The following is a 15,101-nucleotide window of genomic DNA, read 5'->3' on the forward strand; positions in this document are numbered from 1 at the left end:
ATTTGTGAGGCTTTGTCTCACAACCCGCATGCAGCATGCCCTGACAGCTATAAAACTAGTAGCACCGTACACCTTTGCGCTATAGTGGCCGGCCAACGAGACGGTCCCTGACCAACCACAAGAACACGTGCCATCGGTCGGCCCCCTGGCCGGTGGCTCGCCCCGCTTCGAGGAGATGATGTCGATGAGTACCAAGGAAAACGCAGCTGTCAGCCAGTTGCTCGCCCTGCTCGAAGCCCGCTACGCATTGCGCGTGCTCTGGGCCCTGCGCGACGGCCATGCCCAGACCTTCCGCCTGCTGCAGGACAGCGTGGGCGGCATCACTCCCAACACGCTGAACACCCGCATCAAGGAACTGCGCGAGGCCGGTCTGGTCGGCCACGGCAGCGACGGCTACAGCCTCACGCTGAGCGGGCAGGACCTGCTCAAGCGGCTGTCCGACCTGCAGGCCTTCGCTGGCAAATGGCAGCTGGGCCAGATCAAGAAGGCCGCGGCTCCGGCGGTGCCGCCTGCCTCCGCAGCATCGAGCGCGGCCCCGGTCGCACCCGGCGACCCCCCCGCCCCCACGGCGGCGCCTGCGCCCACGTCGCCATCGCCCCCAGACGACAGCAGCCGCGGCTGAGCGACGACAAGGCCGCCGCGCCCGGCCTCGGTAAACTCCTCGCCTTCGATTCCATTTCACACCCCTCGACGCAAGGAGCGTTTCCCATGCCTACCACCCCCTCCGGCCTGCAATACGAAGACACCGAAGTCGGCACCGGCGCTGAAGCCAAGGCCGGCCAGCACGTGCATGTGCACTACACCGGCTGGCTCTACAACGACGGCGTGCAAGGCGCCAAGTTCGACTCCAGCCGCGACCGCAACGACCCGTTCGCTTTCTCGCTGGGCGCCGGCCAGGTCATCAAGGGCTGGGACGAAGGCGTGGCCGGCATGAAGATCGGCGGCAAGCGCACCCTGGTGATCCCCGCGGCCCTGGGCTACGGTGCCCGCGGCGCCGGCGGCGTGATCCCCCCGAACGCCACGCTCAAGTTCGACGTCGAACTGCTCGACGCCCACTGAGCCACCCAAACCCGGCTCAAAGGCCCGATTCCGGGCCTTTTTCATGTCCGCAAGGCCTTTTGGGCCGCATTTTTTCGCTTGAAATGCCCTGGGCCAGCCCCAAGTGGCTGGCTATCGTTTGTTATTCCGGTTCACACCGGTTCTTTGAAAAATGACTGACCCGCAACAATCCGCACAGAATTCGCAAATGCTGCAAGGCGAGCCCAGCCCCGAAGAACTGGAGGCCGCGCACGCCGCCAATGAAGCCGATGCCCTCGCCGCCCTGGCACAGGCCCAAGGCGAACTGGCCACCCTGCAGGCCAAGAACGCCGAGCTGTCCGACCAGTACCTGCGCGCCCAGGCCGACGTTCAAAACGCCCGCCGCCGCGCCGACGACGAGATCACCAAGGCCCGCAAGTTCGCCGTCGAGGCGTTTGCCGAAAGCCTGCTGCCGGTGACCGACAGCCTCGAAGCCGGCCTGGCCATCACCGACGCCACCCCCGAGCAGATCCGCGAAGGCGCCGAAGCCACGCTGCGCCAACTGAAGAGCGCGCTCGAACGCAACAAGGTGATCGAAGTGGCCCCGGCCGCCGGCACCAAGTTCGACCCGCACCAGCACCAGGCCATCTCGGTGGTGCCCGCCGACCAGGAACCCAACACCGTGGTGACCGTTCTGCAGAAGGGCTACACCATCAACGAGCGCGTGCTGCGCCCGGCGCTGGTCACGGTCAGCGCGCCCAAGTAAGCGCGCAGCGCACATCGGCACACAAGATTTCCACAGGAAACCCCCGCTTCATCCCTTGAATCGCGCCGGGTTATCCACAAGTTCATAACAACATATTTTTCAGGTTTTCAGGAGTACTTCAACATGGCAAAGATCATCGGCATCGACCTCGGCACCACCAACTCGTGCGTGTCGATCATGGAAGGCAACACCACGCGTGTGATCGAGAACTCGGAAGGTGCGCGCACCACGCCGTCGATCGTCGCGTACCAGGAGGACGGTGAAGTCCTCGTCGGTGCCTCGGCCAAGCGCCAGGCCGTGACCAACCCCAAGAACACGCTGTACGCGATCAAGCGTTTGATCGGCCGCAAGTTCGAGGAAAAGGAAGTGCAGAAGGACATCAACCTGATGCCCTACACCATTGCCAAGGCCGACAACGGCGACGCATGGGTGGAAGTGCGCGGCAAGAAGATGGCCCCGCAACAGGTCAGCGCCGACATTCTGCGCAAGATGAAGAAGACCGCCGAAGACTACCTCGGCGAAACCATCACCGAAGCCGTGATCACGGTGCCGGCGTACTTCAACGACGCACAGCGCCAGGCCACCAAGGACGCCGGCCGCATTGCGGGCCTGGACGTCAAGCGCATCATCAACGAGCCCACCGCTGCAGCCCTGGCCTTTGGCCTGGACAAGCACGACAAGGCCGACCGCAAGATCGCCGTGTATGACCTGGGCGGCGGCACCTTCGACGTGTCGATCATCGAAATTGCGGACGTCGACGGCGAGAAGCAGTTCGAAGTGCTGTCGACCAACGGCGACACCTTCCTGGGCGGCGAAGACTTCGACCAGCGCATCATCGACTACATCATCGGCGAGTTCAAAAAGGAACAAGGCGTCGACCTGGGCAAGGACGTGCTGGCCCTGCAGCGCCTGAAGGAAGCCGCTGAAAAGGCCAAGATCGAGCTGTCGAACAGCGCGCAGACCGACATCAACCTGCCCTACATCACGGCCGACGCCTCGGGCCCGAAGCACCTGAACATCAAGCTCACCCGCGCCAAGCTGGAGAGCCTGGTCGACGAGCTGGTCGAGCGCACCATTGCGCCTTGCCGCCTGGCCATCAAGGACGCCGGCATCAGCGTGAGCGACATCAACGACGTGATTTTGGTCGGCGGCATGACCCGCATGCCCAAGGTGCAGGAAAAGGTGAAGGCCTTCTTCGGCAAGGAACCGCGCAAGGACGTGAACCCCGACGAAGCCGTGGCTGTCGGCGCCGCCATTCAGGGCCAGGTGCTCTCGGGCGACCGCAAAGACGTGCTGCTGCTGGACGTGACCCCGCTGTCGCTCGGCATCGAGACGATGGGTGGCGTCATGACCAAGATGATCACCAAGAACACCACGATCCCGACGAAGTTTGCACAGACCTTCTCGACCGCGGAAGACAACCAGCCTGCGGTGACCATCAAGGTGTTCCAGGGCGAGCGCGAAATTGCCTCGGGCAACAAGGCGCTGGGCGAGTTCAACCTGGAAGGCATTCCGCCGGCATCGCGCGGCACGCCGCAGATTGAAGTGAGCTTCGACATCGACGCCAACGGCATCCTGCACGTGGGCGCCAAGGACAAGGGCACGGGCAAGGAAAACAAGATCACCATCAAGGCGAACTCGGGCTTGAGCGAAGACGAGATCCAGAAGATGGTGAAGGACGCCGAGCTCAACGCCGAAGACGACAAGAAGAAGCTCGAAATCGTGCAGGCCCGCAACCAGGGCGAAGCCATGGTGCACAGCGTGAAGAAGTCGCTGGGCGAACATGGTGCAAGCCTGGAAGCCGCCGAAAAGGAAGCGATCGAAGCCGCTATCAAGGACCTGGAAGAAGCCCTCAAGGGTGAAGACAAGTCCGCCATCGAGGACAAGACCAACACGCTGATGACGGCCAGCCAGAAGCTGGGCGAGAAGATGTACGCCCAGTCGCAGGCCGACCAGGCCGCGGCAGGCGCCTCGGCCGCCACCGGCCCGGCGGGCGCGCAAGCTTCTGCACACGCGCAGGCCGACGACAACGTGGTCGACGCCGAAGTCAAGGAAGTCAAGAAGGGCTGATCTTCAGCCCCTTGCGCAAGGCTGGAACACCTGAAAAGGTGCTCCAGCCTTTCTCGCTTCCGAGTTACCCGAATTTCTGCTGCCTCCCCTGACCTGTTGAGCGACCTGCCATGGCCACCAAACGCGACTATTACGAAACCCTCGGCGTCCCCAAGAACGCAAGCGAGGAAGAACTGAAAAAGGCTTATCGCAAGCTTGCGATGAAGCACCACCCTGACCGCAACCACGGCGACACCAGCAAGGACGCCGAGGCCAAGTTCAAGGAGGTGAAGGAAGCCTACGAAATGCTGTCCGACGGACAGAAGCGCGCGGCCTACGACCAGTACGGCCACGCCGGCGTCGACCCCAACATGCGCGGCGGCCCTGGCCAGGAAGGCTTCGGCGGCTTTGCGGAAGCGTTCGGCGACATCTTCGGCGACGTGTTCGGCGGCGGCGCAGGCCGCGGCGGACGCACCAGCAGCGGACGCCAGGTGTTTCGCGGCAGCGACCTCAGCTACGCGATGGAGATCACGCTGGAAGAAGCGGCGGAAGGCAAGACCACCGAAATCCGCATTCCCACCTGGGACGAGTGCGACACCTGCCACGGCTCGGGCGCCAAGCCCGGCACCAAGCCCATCACCTGCACCACCTGCCACGGCGCGGGCGCGGTGCAGATGCGCCAAGGCTTCTTCAGCGTGCAGCAGACCTGCCCGACCTGCCATGGCAGCGGCAAGATCATTCCCGAACCCTGCGTCGCGTGCCACGGCCAGGGCAAGATCAAGCGCAACAAGACGCTCGAAGTGAAGATCCGCGCGGGCATCGACGACGGCCAGCGCATGCGCGTCACCGGCAGCGGCGAGCCAGGTGTGAACGGCGGCCCGCCGGGCGACCTGTACATCGAGATCCGGCTGAAGAAGCACGAGATCTTCGAGCGCGACGGCGACAACCTGCATTGCGTGGTGCCCGTGAGCATGACCACGGCGGCGCTGGGCGGCGAGATCAACGTGCCCACGCTGAAGGGCGCGGCGGCCATCGACATTCCCGAAGGCACGCAAAGCGGCAAGCAGTTCCGCCTGCGCGGCAAGGGTATCAAGGGCGTGAACTCCAGCTATCCGGGCGATCTGTACTGCCACGTGCGCGTCGAAACCCCGGTGAAGCTCACCGAGCATCAGCGCAAGGTGCTCAAGGAGCTGGACGAGTCGCTCAAGAAGGGTGGCGAAAAGCACAGCCCGACCGACAAGGGCTGGTTCGACAAGGCGAAGGAATTCTTCAGCTGAGTGGGTGCAAGGCCGGGCCCTTCGGCCCGCCGGCACCAAAGGTGTGCGAAGGAAGGGCGACGGCCCTTTCGCAGAGGCCGACTGGTCCCTGCCCATGGCGGTTACATTTTTTTCTCTCGTGAGATGTAACACCGGCGGCTTCGTTCAAGGCCGCCATACCGTTTCCTCAAGGGCCGCACAGCGGCCCTTTTTCACGTCTGGCGCTTCAGCACGGTGCATTCGGACGCGTGAAGCACGCTGGACGCACCGTGGCGGTGGCTGCCGCACCGTCTCGGCACACACCCACCCGCATCTGACCAGCCTCCCCGCGCGTACAAGCCACAAGCTGCTCTGCAGAAGTGGCGCGAGGATTGCTTTTATATTTTTTCTGCTGAGCAATAAACCAAACGGCAGATCGCGCGTTATTGAAGAAGACGCCTGTTTTATTGAGCCCCAAGGCTCAATAGGCGGTGCTTTCCCGGAAAGAACATAAAAATGGACGATGGCCATTCGTCATAGGTGTTTCACCCGGGGAGAATTGCGAAAGCGAGCTTTTGAATTTCGCCGAATTTGAAAATCAGTTCCGTGTTTTTCGAGGAACTTTACTTGCCGACAGGGTTCTGATTTAACAAATGATTTGCCAGGTTCAATCTTTGCTTTATGCTGATTGTTAGTTGATTGTTGTAAGGGAGTTTTCCGCGGCATGCAGCCACGGGCAGGCACACCTTTAAAAGTTGCGCATTGCCTCAACTGCACGCTTTCGGGCCAAAAGCCCACTGACTTGATGGAGGCGTGACCATGGATGTGATCAGCAACTTTGCCGCCCGCTACGAGCGCACCCGCGAGGAAGTCATCTCGCTGCAGGACTACCTGGACACCTGCAAGCGCGACCGCACGGCGTATGCCAGTGCGTCCGAGCGCATGCTCAAGGCCATTGGCGAGCCCGAACTGGTAGATACCCGAAACGACCCGCGTCTTTCGCGCATCTTCGCCAACAAGGTCATCAAGATCTACCCGGCGTTCAAGGAGTTCTATGGCATGGAAGACGCCATAGAACAGGTGGTGTCCTATTTCCGGCACGCCGCGCAGGGGCTGGAAGAAAAGAAGCAAATCCTTTACCTGCTGGGCCCGGTGGGCGGCGGCAAGAGTTCGATTGCCGAGCGGCTGAAGCAGCTCATGGAGCACGTGCCGTTCTACGCCATCCAGGGTTCGCCGGTCAATGAATCTCCGCTGGGCCTGTTCGACAACACCGAAGACGGCGAAATTCTTGAAAAGGAATACGGCATCCCCCGGCGCTACCTGAACCGAATTCTCTCGCCCTGGGCCGTCAAGCGGCTCGAAGAGTACGGCGGCGACATCCGCCAGTTCAAGGTGGTCAAGCGCTTCCCGTCGGTGCTGCGGCAGATCGCGGTGGCCAAGACCGAGCCCGGGGACGAGAACAACCAGGACATTTCCTCCCTGGTCGGCAAGGTCGACATCCGCAAGCTGGAGACCTATGCCCAGGACGACCCCGACGCCTACGCCTACTCCGGCGGCCTGTGCCTGGCCAACCAGGGGCTGCTGGAGTTCGTGGAAATGTTCAAGGCGCCCATCAAGGTGCTGCACCCTCTGCTGACCGCCACGCAGGAAAGCAACTTCAAGGGCACGGAAGGCTTCGGCGCCATCCCGTTCGACGGCATCGTGCTGGCCCACAGCAACGAGAGCGAGTGGAAGGCCTTTCGCAACAACAAGAACAACGAGGCCTTCCTCGACCGGATCTACATCGTCAAGGTGCCCTACTGCCTGCGCGCCTCGGAAGAAATCAAGATCTACGAAAAGCTGGTGCGCAACTCCTCGCTGGCCCAGGCGCCCTGCGCCCCCGGCACCTTGCGCATGATGGCGCAGCTGTCGGTGCTCACGCGGCTGAAGGAGCCGGAAAACTCCAGCACCTTCAGCAAGATGCAGGTTTACGACGGCGAGAGCCTGAAAGACACCGACCCCAAGGCCAAGTCGATCCAGGAGTACCGCGACTATGCGGGTGTGGACGAGGGCATGAGCGGTGTCTCCACGCGCTTCGCCTTCAAGATCATTTCCAAGGTCTTCAACTTCGACAGCTCCGAAGTGGCCGCCAACCCGGTGCACCTGATGTACGTGCTCGAACAGCAGATCGAGCGCGAGCAGTTCGCCCCAGAGGTCGAGCAGAAGTACATCAGCTACATCAAGGAGCTGCTGGCACCGCGCTATGCCGAATTCATCGGCAAGGAAATCCAGACCGCGTACCTGGAGAGCTACAGCGAGTACGGCCAGAACATCTTCGACCGCTACGTGACCTACGCCGACTACTGGATCCAGGACCAGGAGTTCCGCGACGTCGATACCGGAGAGGTGTTCGACCGGGCCTCGCTGAACGGCGAGCTCGAAAAAATCGAGCGGCCCGCGGGCATCGGCAACCCGAAGGACTTTCGCAACGAGATCGTCAATTTCGTGCTGCGCGCGCGGGCCGGCAACAGCGGGCGCAACCCGGCCTGGACCAGCTACGAGAAGCTGCGCTCGGTGATCGAGAAGAAGATGTTCTCCAACACCGAAGAGCTGCTGCCGGTGATCAGCTTCAACACCAAGAGCAGCGCCGACGAGCAGAAGAAGCACGAGGACTTCGTGACCCGCATGGTCGAGAAGGGCTACACCGCCAAGCAGGTTCGCCTGCTCTGCGAGTGGTACCTGCGGGTGCGCAAGAGCTCCTAGCCATGGCTCGCCCAGGCTACGCGCACTTCGTGTCGCTTCGCCAATTCCCTACCGGGGGCAACACCAGAGGCCCGGCAAAGCCGGTGCCTCGGTGTTCCAAGTAGGACCGCGTCGTGATCCGTCTTTGAATGGAGGTTTGACATCGTGGCCATCCTGCAGCAGATCATTGACCGCCGGCTTTCGGGCAAGAACAAGTCCATTGGCAACCGCGAGCGCTTTCTCCGGCGCTACAAGGGGCAGATCCAGGAGGCGGTGCGGCGCGCGGTGAGCGGGCGCAACATCCGCGAACTGGAGCAAGGCGAAGACGTGACCCTGCCGCGCCACGACGTGTCCGAACCCGTGTTCGGCCATGCCCGTGGCGGCGACCGCGAGTACGTGCACCCCGGCAACCAGGAGTACCTGAAGGGCGACCGCATCAAGCGCCCCGAAGGCGGGAGTGGCGGCGGCTCCGGCAGCGGCGAGGCGGGCGACAGCGGTGAAGGCGAAGACGACTTCGTCTTTCGCCTGACCCGCGAAGAGTTCATGCGCGTGTTCTTCGACGACCTGGCGCTGCCCCACCTCATTCGCACGCAGATTGCCGACGTGCCCGAGTGGAAGAGCCACCGCGCCGGCTTCACCAGCGACGGCTCGCCCAACAACTTGCACGTGGTGCGCTCGATGCGCGGCGCGCTGGCCCGGCGCATTGCGCTGGGCGGCGAGCCGCGCAAGGAGCTCAAGCGGCTGGAGGCGCACCTGGTGCACCTGAAGCAGCATCCGCAGGCCGCGCAGGCCTTCATCCAGACCGAGATTCGCGAGACCGAAGAGCGCATTGCCGAGCTGCGCCGCACCATGCGGCACGTGCCCTACATCGACCCGATCGACCTGCGCTACCGCAACCGCGTGAAGACGCCGGTGCCCAGCGCCAAGTGCGTGATGTTCTGCCTGATGGACGTGTCGGGCTCCATGGACGAGGCGCGCAAGGACATGGCCAAGCGCTTCTTCATGCTGCTGTACATGTTTCTCACGCGGCACTACGAGACCATCGACCTCGTGTTTTTGCGCCACCACACGCAGGCCCAGGAGGTGACGGAGGAAGAGTTCTTCCATGCCACCGAGACCGGCGGCACCGTGGTGTCGAGCGCGCTGGTGCTGATGGACGAGATCATCAAGGCGCGCTACCCGAGCGGCGAGTGGAACGTGTACGGCGCGCAGGCCAGCGACGGCGACAACTGGCACCAGGACAGCGGTCGCTGCCGCGAGTTGCTGGTCAACGACATCCTGCCGGTGGTGCGCTACTACGCCTACGTGCAGGTGGCCGAGACCGAGCAGAACCTGTGGCAGGAGTACGCGCAACTCGAAGGCGTGCAGCCCAACTTTGCGATGCGCAAGGTCTCTGACGCGCAAGACATCTATCCGGTTTTTCGCGACCTGTTCAAGAAGGAAGGGGTCACGTCATGAGCGCCGCGCCGGGCCGCCCCAAGCAAGCTCGCACCGCAGTGCGCAGCACGAAGGTACTCTAATGAACACAGTCATCTCCGCGCCACCGCTCGCCAGCAGCCTGCCCCGGCTGGAGCGCCTGCCCAGCCCCTCGGACTGGACCTTCGATCTCATCGAGACGTACCACACCGAGATAGCCAAGACCGCCAGGAGCTACGGCCTGGACGTGTACCCCAACCAGCTCGAGGTGATCACCGCCGAGCAGATGATGGACGCCTACGCCAGCGTGGGCATGCCCATGATCTACAGGCACTGGTCGTACGGCAAGCAGTTCATAGCCACCGAGAAGAACTACAAGCGCGGCCACATGGGGCTGGCGTACGAGATCGTCATCAACTCCGATCCGTGCATTGCCTACCTGATGGAAGAAAACACCATGGCCATGCAGGCCCTGGTGATTGCGCACGCGGCCTACGGGCACAACAGTTTCTTCAAGGGCAACTACCTGTTCCGCATGTGGACCGATGCGTCGTCGATCATCGACTACCTGGTGTACGCGCGGCACTACATCGCCGAGTGCGAGCAGCGCCACGGGCTGGACGCGGTGGAAGAACTGCTCGACTCCTGCCACGCGCTGATGAACTACGGCGTGGACCGTTATCGCCGTCCGCAGAAGCGCTCGCTGGCGCAAGAAAGCGCGCAGCGTGCCGAGCGCGAGCGCCACATGCAGCAGCAGGTGAACGACCTGTGGCGCACGCTGCCCAAGCGCGCCGACCAGGCGGCCGAGTCGGACGCCGCGCGCCGTTTTCCGTCGGAGCCGCAGGAGAACCTGCTGTACTTCATCGAGAAGAACGCCGCGCTGCTCGAGCCCTGGCAGCGCGAGGTGGTGCGCATCGTGCGCAAGATTGCGCAGTACTTCTATCCGCAGCGTCAGACGCAGGTGATGAACGAAGGCTGGGCCACCTTCTGGCACTACACGTTGCTCAACACGATGTACGACCGGGGCCAGTTGGCCGACGGCTTCATGATGGAGTGGCTCAGTTCGCACACCGGCGTGATCTACCAGCCGCCCGTGGGGCACCGCGCCTACAGCGGCATCAACCCGTATGCGTTGGGCTTTGCGATGTTCACCGAGTTGCGCCGCATCTGCGAGAAGCCCACCGAGGAAGACCGCCGCTGGTTCCCGGACTTCGCGGGCACCGACTGGCTGACCACGCTGGACTACGCCATGCGCAACTTCAAGGACGAGAGCTTCATCGGCCAGTTTCTCAGCCCGAAGACGATGCGCGACTTTCGGTTGTTCTCGATCCGCGACTTTCAGAGCGAGTCGGAGCTGCAGGTGTCGGCCATTCATGACGACAGTGGCTACCAGGCGTTGCGCGAATCGCTCTCGCGTCAGTACGACATCAGCAGCCGCGAGCCGGACATTCAGGTGTGGAACGTGGCCACGCGCGGCGACCGTTCGCTCACGCTGCGCCACACGCAGCGCAACAACCTGCCGTTGCATGACGGCGCGGAAGAAGTGCTGAAGCATGTTGCGCGGCTCTGGGGCTTCGATGTGCACTTGGAGAGCGTCGACAGCGCCGGGCGCACCAGCCGCAGTTGGAAGGCCTCGGCGCCCAAGCAGCAGTACTGACCGAATACGGCACTGGTGTTCAGGGCGGCGCTCACGCCGACGGGGTACCTTGCTCCGCGAATGTCCCCCGGCCTGCGGCCTCCTCCTTTATTTCGCTGCGCAAGGCACCCCATCGACGTGAGCGTGTTCGGAGCCGGGGCTGCTCGGCCGAACACCAAAAGCGTGGGCGTTGCTCAGAGCACCGGTTGATCAGCGAACACCAGCAGAGTGCTCAGGTGCACAGGGCGTCGGGTGCTCCACGCAGCGAAATAAAGGAGGAGCGAAGCGGGGGACATTCGCGGAGGGGAGTACCCTGCGGCCTGTGCACACGCCCTGAACAAAGGCGCCCCGTGCACAAGCCCAGAACTCAAGCCGAAGGAACCAGCGCAGCAATAGCCAGCGTGTAGCCCTTCACCCCCAACCCCACGATGATCCCGCGCGCCGCCGGCGAAATGTAGGAGTGGTGACGAAACTCTTCGCGCGCGTGAACGTTGGAGATGTGCAGTTCGATCACCGGCACGCTCGCGCCCTTGATCGCGTCGTGCAGCGCGATGGAGGTGTGCGTGTAGGCGCCGGGGTTCATCACCACGCCCAGCATGTGACCAGCCGCCACCTCGCGGCCCGCCTCCTGAATCCAGTCGATCAACACGCCTTCGTGGTTCGACTGACGGCACTCGATCTCCACGCCAAGCTTGGCGCCGGTGTCCTTGCACATGCGCTCGACGTCGGCCAGCGTGTCGCGGCCGTACTGTTCGGGCTCGCGCGTGCCAAGCAGGTTGAGGTTGGGGCCGTTGAGGACGAGGATTTTCTTCATGATGAATGAGGGTCGAAGGCCTGAGCCGGGGGCGTCGATTATGGTCTTGCGGTACGGTATCGCCGCCACACTGCCGCCACTGCCACCGCGCTGCCCTCCCCCACGCCCCATGAACACACAAGACACCGCCACCTGGCACCCCGTCGCTCCCAGCGCCGACCTGCGCGCCGGCGACAACATCGTTGCCGGCTTTGCCGCCGGCCAGGAGCTCGCCCTCTGGCGTGCCGCCGACGGCAGCGCGCAAGCCTGGGAAAACCGCTGCCCGCACCGCAGCGTGCGCTTCACGCTCGGCCAGGTGATCGACAACCGCCTGGCCTGCGCGTACCACGGCTGGCAGTACGCGGCGGGCACCGGACAATGCACCAGCATCCCGGCTCACCCCGCCATGCCGGCGCCGCGCAACGTGTGCGCGAAGACCTTTGGCGCGGTGGAAGCGGCGGGCATGCTGTGGGTCCAACTCGCGCCAGCGACGCTGCCTGCACCGCCAACACTGACCGACGCCGTGCCCGCCGGCTGGCACTTCTGCCGCACGCTGACTGTTCGCGCGCCGGCTGCCCAGGTGCGCGAAGCGCTGGCCCGACACGGCCTTGCCGCCGACCAAACAACAGGCACCTGGCGCGGTCTGCTCGGCGGCACGGACACGGCCGCGCTCGTGCTCGACGCCCAACCCCAGCTCGCCTTCGTGCACCTCTGGACCGACGCCGCCCCGGGCAACCCCGCCATGCAGACCCTGCACACAGCCGCACGCGGCCTGCGCAGCGCCATCGAAGCCCTCGGCTGAAAGACAGACCCCCATGCCCTTCGTCACCGACGACCCCAACATGCTGGACGATTGGCTCGTCATCGGCCCGGCCACTGCCGCCTCTGCAGCTCGCACCACCCGCCTGCTCGGCGAGCCCGTACAGCTGTGGACCGACGCCGACGGCACGCCGCAATGCCACCTGCACGGCCAGCCGCTCGCGGTGCAGTCCCGCTACGGCTACCTCTGGGTCTGCCCCAGCGGTCGCCCTGCTCGGCCCTTGTTCGACTTCCCTGAATACAGCGAGCCCGGCCGCCGCACCATTGACTGCGGCGGCATCGGCGTGGCGGTGTCGGGGCTGCGCGTGATCGAGAATTTTCTGGACATGGCGCACTTTCCCTTCGTGCATGCCGACTACCTCGGCAAGGTGCCGCACACCGAGGTGGCGCAGTACCAGGTGCAGGTGGCACCGGACACCGGTGAGATCTGGGCCACCGACTGCCGCTTCTGGCAGCCCCGCGCCTCGGCCGCGCACGACAGCGGCAGCGAGGTGCTCTACAAGTACCGCGTGATGCAGCCCTTCTCGGCCATGCTCTACAAGTCGAGCTTTCGCGCGGGCGCGCTCGACGCCATCGGCCTGTTCCTGCAGCCGGTCGACGACGAGCACGTGATCGCGCACACGGTGCTGGCCTGCTACGACGACGACTCCACCGACGCCGAGCTCATCGCCTTCCAGCACACCATCTTCGGGCAGGACAAACCCATTCTGGAGAACCACGCCTTCAAGCGCATGCCGCTCGAAGGCCGCGCCGAAACACCCACGCGCGGCGACACCTCGTCAGTCACCTACCGGCGCTGGCTGCGCGAGCGCGGCATGCGCTTTGGCGTGAGGGCCGCGGCATGACCTTGAAGCTCTACGACTACCCGCTGTCGGGCAACTGCTTCAAGGTGCGGCAGATGCTGGCGTGGCTGGGCCTGGCGTACCAGGCCGTGCCCATCGACTTCTTTCCGGGCCGCCAGCACAAGTCCGCCGCCTTCCTGGCGAACGTCAACCCGCTCGGCCAGTTGCCGGTGATCGACGACGACGGCTTCGTGCTGCGGGACGCGCAGGCCATCCTGGTCTATCTGGCGAGCCGCTACGACACCCAGGGCCACTGGTATCCCGACGACGCCAAGCTGCGCGGCCAGGTCGCCATGTGGCTCGCCACCGCCGACGAAATCACCCGCACGGCCTCTGCCGCGCGGCTGCACGACGCGCTGGGCTACGGCCACCTGAACATCGACGCCTGCCGCCGTGGCGCACGCGACGTGTTCCGCCTGCTCGACGACCACCTGGCGGAACAGGCGAGCCTGCAGATGCGCTGGCTCGCCTCGGCGCCGGAGCCGACCATTGCCGACCTGGCCTGCTTTCCGTACGTGGCCTTGGCCGGCGAAGGCGGCATTGCGCTCGACGAATTTCCCGCACTGCGAAACTGGGTCTGGAATTTCCGCCACCTGCACGGGTTCATCGGCATGTCGGGTATCTTCCCTGCTGGCCCCGCCTGAGAACCCCCATTCCTCCCGCTTTCTGAACACCCCCCAACACCATGAAAACCAAAGCTGCCGTCGCCTGGAAATCCGGAGAACCCCTCACCATCGAAACCGTGGACCTGCAAGGCCCGAAGTTCGGCGAAGTGCTGGTCGAGATCAAGGCCACCGGCATCTGCCACACCGACTACTACACGCTCTCGGGCGCCGACCCCGAAGGCATCTTCCCGGCCATCCTGGGCCATGAAGGCGCGGGCATCGTGGTCGACGTGGGCCCCGGCGTCACCACGCTGAAAAAGGGCGACCACGTCATTCCGCTCTACACGCCGGAATGCCGCCAGTGCAAGTTCTGCCTGAGCCGCAAGACCAACCTGTGCCAGCTGATCCGCGGCACGCAGGGCAAGGGCCTGATGCCCGACGCCACCTCGCGCTTCAGCCTGGACGGCAAGCCCATCTTTCACTACATGGGCACCAGCACGTTCAGCAACTACACGGTCGCGCCTGAAATCTCGCTCGCCAAGATCCGCGAAGACGCCCCGTTCGACAAAGTCTGCTACATCGGCTGCGGCGTGACCACCGGCATTGGCGCGGTGATCTTCACGGCCAAGGTGGAAGCCGGTGCCAACGTGGTGGTGTTCGGCCTGGGCGGCATCGGCCTGAACGTGATTCAAGGCGCCAAGATGGTGGGTGCGGACAAGATCATCGGTGTCGACCTGAACCCCGAGCGCGAGGCCATGGCACGCAAGTTCGGCATGACGCACTTCATCAACCCCAAGGACACAGAGAACGTGGTCGACGCCATCGTGCAACTGACCGACGGCGGCGCGGACTACAGCTTCGAGTGCATCGGCAACACCCAGGTGATGCGCCAGGCGCTCGAATGCACGCACAAGGGCTGGGGCCGCAGCATCATCATCGGCGTGGCCGAGGCGGGCGCGGAAATCAGCACGCGGCCGTTTCAGCTGGTCACCGGCCGCAAGTGGGAAGGCTCGGCCTTCGGCGGCGCGCGCGGCCGCACCGACGTGCCGAAGATCGTCGACTGGTACATGGAGAACAAGATCAACATCGACGACCTGATCACGCACACCATGCCGCTGGAAGACATCAACAAGGGCTTCGATTTAATGAAGCGCGGCGAGTCCATCCGCGGCGTCGTCATTTACTGACCGCCCGGAGGCACC

12 protein-coding genes and 1 pseudogene are annotated in these 15,101 nt (G+C 64.1%); 12 read left to right on the plus strand and 1 reads right to left on the minus strand.

Translation table 11 applies throughout. The annotated features are described in order from the left end of the window. Nucleotides 1-184: 184 nt before the first annotated feature. From VLK31_RS00450 to VLK31_RS00485, 8 genes and pseudogenes are all read left to right on the plus strand, one after another. Nucleotides 185-487: pseudogene (locus VLK31_RS00450) on the plus strand (winged helix-turn-helix transcriptional regulator); the annotation flags it as partial. Nucleotides 488-708: 221 nt separating this feature from the next. Beyond that, nucleotides 709-1,059 carry an FKBP-type peptidyl-prolyl cis-trans isomerase gene (locus tag VLK31_RS00455; RefSeq protein WP_409166403.1) on the plus strand — a complete coding sequence of 117 codons (351 nt, stop codon included), beginning with the start codon at nt 709-711 and terminating at the stop codon, nt 1,057-1,059. A 151-nt stretch (nt 1,060-1,210) separates the two neighbouring features. Next, on the plus strand, nt 1,211-1,783 hold the full coding sequence (gene grpE / locus VLK31_RS00460) for a nucleotide exchange factor GrpE (protein WP_409166404.1): 573 nt from the start codon (nt 1,211-1,213) through the stop codon (nt 1,781-1,783). Between the two features lie 123 nt (nt 1,784-1,906). Beyond that, a complete protein-coding gene (dnaK, locus tag VLK31_RS00465) occupies nt 1,907-3,853 on the plus strand; it encodes a molecular chaperone DnaK (RefSeq protein WP_409166405.1) in 1,947 nt (648 codons plus the stop codon). A gap of 110 nt (nt 3,854-3,963) precedes the next feature. Further along, nucleotides 3,964-5,109, plus strand: coding sequence for a molecular chaperone DnaJ (gene dnaJ / locus VLK31_RS00470; RefSeq protein ID WP_409166406.1), 1,146 nt, complete (start codon nt 3,964-3,966; stop codon nt 5,107-5,109). Between the two features lie 777 nt (nt 5,110-5,886). After that, complete coding sequence (locus VLK31_RS00475) at nt 5,887-7,809, plus strand: PrkA family serine protein kinase (RefSeq protein WP_409166407.1); 1,923 nt, start codon at nt 5,887-5,889, stop codon at nt 7,807-7,809. Between the two features lie 144 nt (nt 7,810-7,953). Then, nucleotides 7,954-9,246, plus strand: a complete 1,293-nt coding sequence (locus tag VLK31_RS00480) for a YeaH/YhbH family protein (RefSeq protein ID WP_409166408.1) — start codon at nt 7,954-7,956, stop codon at nt 9,244-9,246. Nucleotides 9,247-9,307: 61 nt separating this feature from the next. Continuing rightward, a complete protein-coding gene (locus VLK31_RS00485) occupies nt 9,308-10,861 on the plus strand; it encodes a SpoVR family protein (RefSeq protein WP_409166409.1) in 1,554 nt (517 codons plus the stop codon). 346 nt (nt 10,862-11,207) lie between these two features. Here the strand turns inward: VLK31_RS00485 and aroQ are convergent, their stop codons facing one another. Further along, nucleotides 11,208-11,654: a type II 3-dehydroquinate dehydratase gene (gene aroQ, locus VLK31_RS00490; RefSeq protein WP_409166410.1), complete on the minus strand. Its 447-nt coding sequence runs from the start codon at nt 11,652-11,654 to the stop codon at nt 11,208-11,210. Between the two features lie 109 nt (nt 11,655-11,763). Between aroQ and VLK31_RS00495 the strand changes: the two genes are divergently transcribed. From VLK31_RS00495 to VLK31_RS00510, 4 genes are read left to right on the plus strand one after another with little or no spacing between them, the layout of a single operon-like run. Next, nucleotides 11,764-12,435, plus strand: a complete 672-nt coding sequence (locus tag VLK31_RS00495) for a Rieske 2Fe-2S domain-containing protein (RefSeq protein ID WP_409166411.1) — start codon at nt 11,764-11,766, stop codon at nt 12,433-12,435. Nucleotides 12,436-12,448: 13 nt separating this feature from the next. Next, the gene (locus VLK31_RS00500; RefSeq protein WP_409166412.1) at nt 12,449-13,297 is read left to right on the plus strand and encodes an aromatic ring-hydroxylating dioxygenase subunit alpha; all 849 of its coding nucleotides are present in this window, start codon (nt 12,449-12,451) and stop codon (nt 13,295-13,297) included. After that, nucleotides 13,294-13,938 carry a glutathione S-transferase family protein gene (locus VLK31_RS00505; protein WP_409166413.1) on the plus strand — a complete coding sequence of 215 codons (645 nt, stop codon included), beginning with the start codon at nt 13,294-13,296 and terminating at the stop codon, nt 13,936-13,938. The genes VLK31_RS00500 and VLK31_RS00505 overlap by 4 nt, the downstream gene beginning before the upstream one ends. 41 nt (nt 13,939-13,979) lie before the next feature. After that, a complete protein-coding gene (locus tag VLK31_RS00510) occupies nt 13,980-15,086 on the plus strand; it encodes an S-(hydroxymethyl)glutathione dehydrogenase/class III alcohol dehydrogenase (RefSeq protein WP_409166414.1) in 1,107 nt (368 codons plus the stop codon). The last annotated feature ends 15 nt before the right edge of the window (nt 15,087-15,101 follow it).

The organism is Variovorax sp. H27-G14, assembly GCF_046156345.1.
Lineage (GTDB): Bacteria > Pseudomonadota > Gammaproteobacteria > Burkholderiales > Burkholderiaceae_C > Variovorax.

Excerpts from the sequence above, each read along its gene's own strand:
- VLK31_RS00455 (WP_409166403.1), top strand. The coding sequence starts at position 709 with ATGCCTACCACCCCCTCCGGCCTGCAATACGAAGACACCGAAGTCGGC.
- grpE (WP_409166404.1), top strand. The coding sequence starts at position 1,211 with ATGACTGACCCGCAACAATCCGCACAGAATTCGCAAATGCTGCAAGGC.
- dnaK (WP_409166405.1), top strand. The coding sequence starts at position 1,907 with ATGGCAAAGATCATCGGCATCGACCTCGGCACCACCAACTCGTGCGTG.
- dnaJ (WP_409166406.1), top strand. The coding sequence starts at position 3,964 with ATGGCCACCAAACGCGACTATTACGAAACCCTCGGCGTCCCCAAGAAC.
- VLK31_RS00475 (WP_409166407.1), top strand. The coding sequence starts at position 5,887 with ATGGATGTGATCAGCAACTTTGCCGCCCGCTACGAGCGCACCCGCGAG.
- VLK31_RS00485 (WP_409166409.1), top strand. The coding sequence starts at position 9,308 with ATGAACACAGTCATCTCCGCGCCACCGCTCGCCAGCAGCCTGCCCCGG.
- aroQ (WP_409166410.1), bottom strand. The coding sequence starts at position 11,654 with ATGAAGAAAATCCTCGTCCTCAACGGCCCCAACCTCAACCTGCTTGGC.
- VLK31_RS00495 (WP_409166411.1), top strand. The coding sequence starts at position 11,764 with ATGAACACACAAGACACCGCCACCTGGCACCCCGTCGCTCCCAGCGCC.
- VLK31_RS00500 (WP_409166412.1), top strand. The coding sequence starts at position 12,449 with ATGCCCTTCGTCACCGACGACCCCAACATGCTGGACGATTGGCTCGTC.
- VLK31_RS00505 (WP_409166413.1), top strand. The coding sequence starts at position 13,294 with ATGACCTTGAAGCTCTACGACTACCCGCTGTCGGGCAACTGCTTCAAG.
- VLK31_RS00510 (WP_409166414.1), top strand. The coding sequence starts at position 13,980 with ATGAAAACCAAAGCTGCCGTCGCCTGGAAATCCGGAGAACCCCTCACC.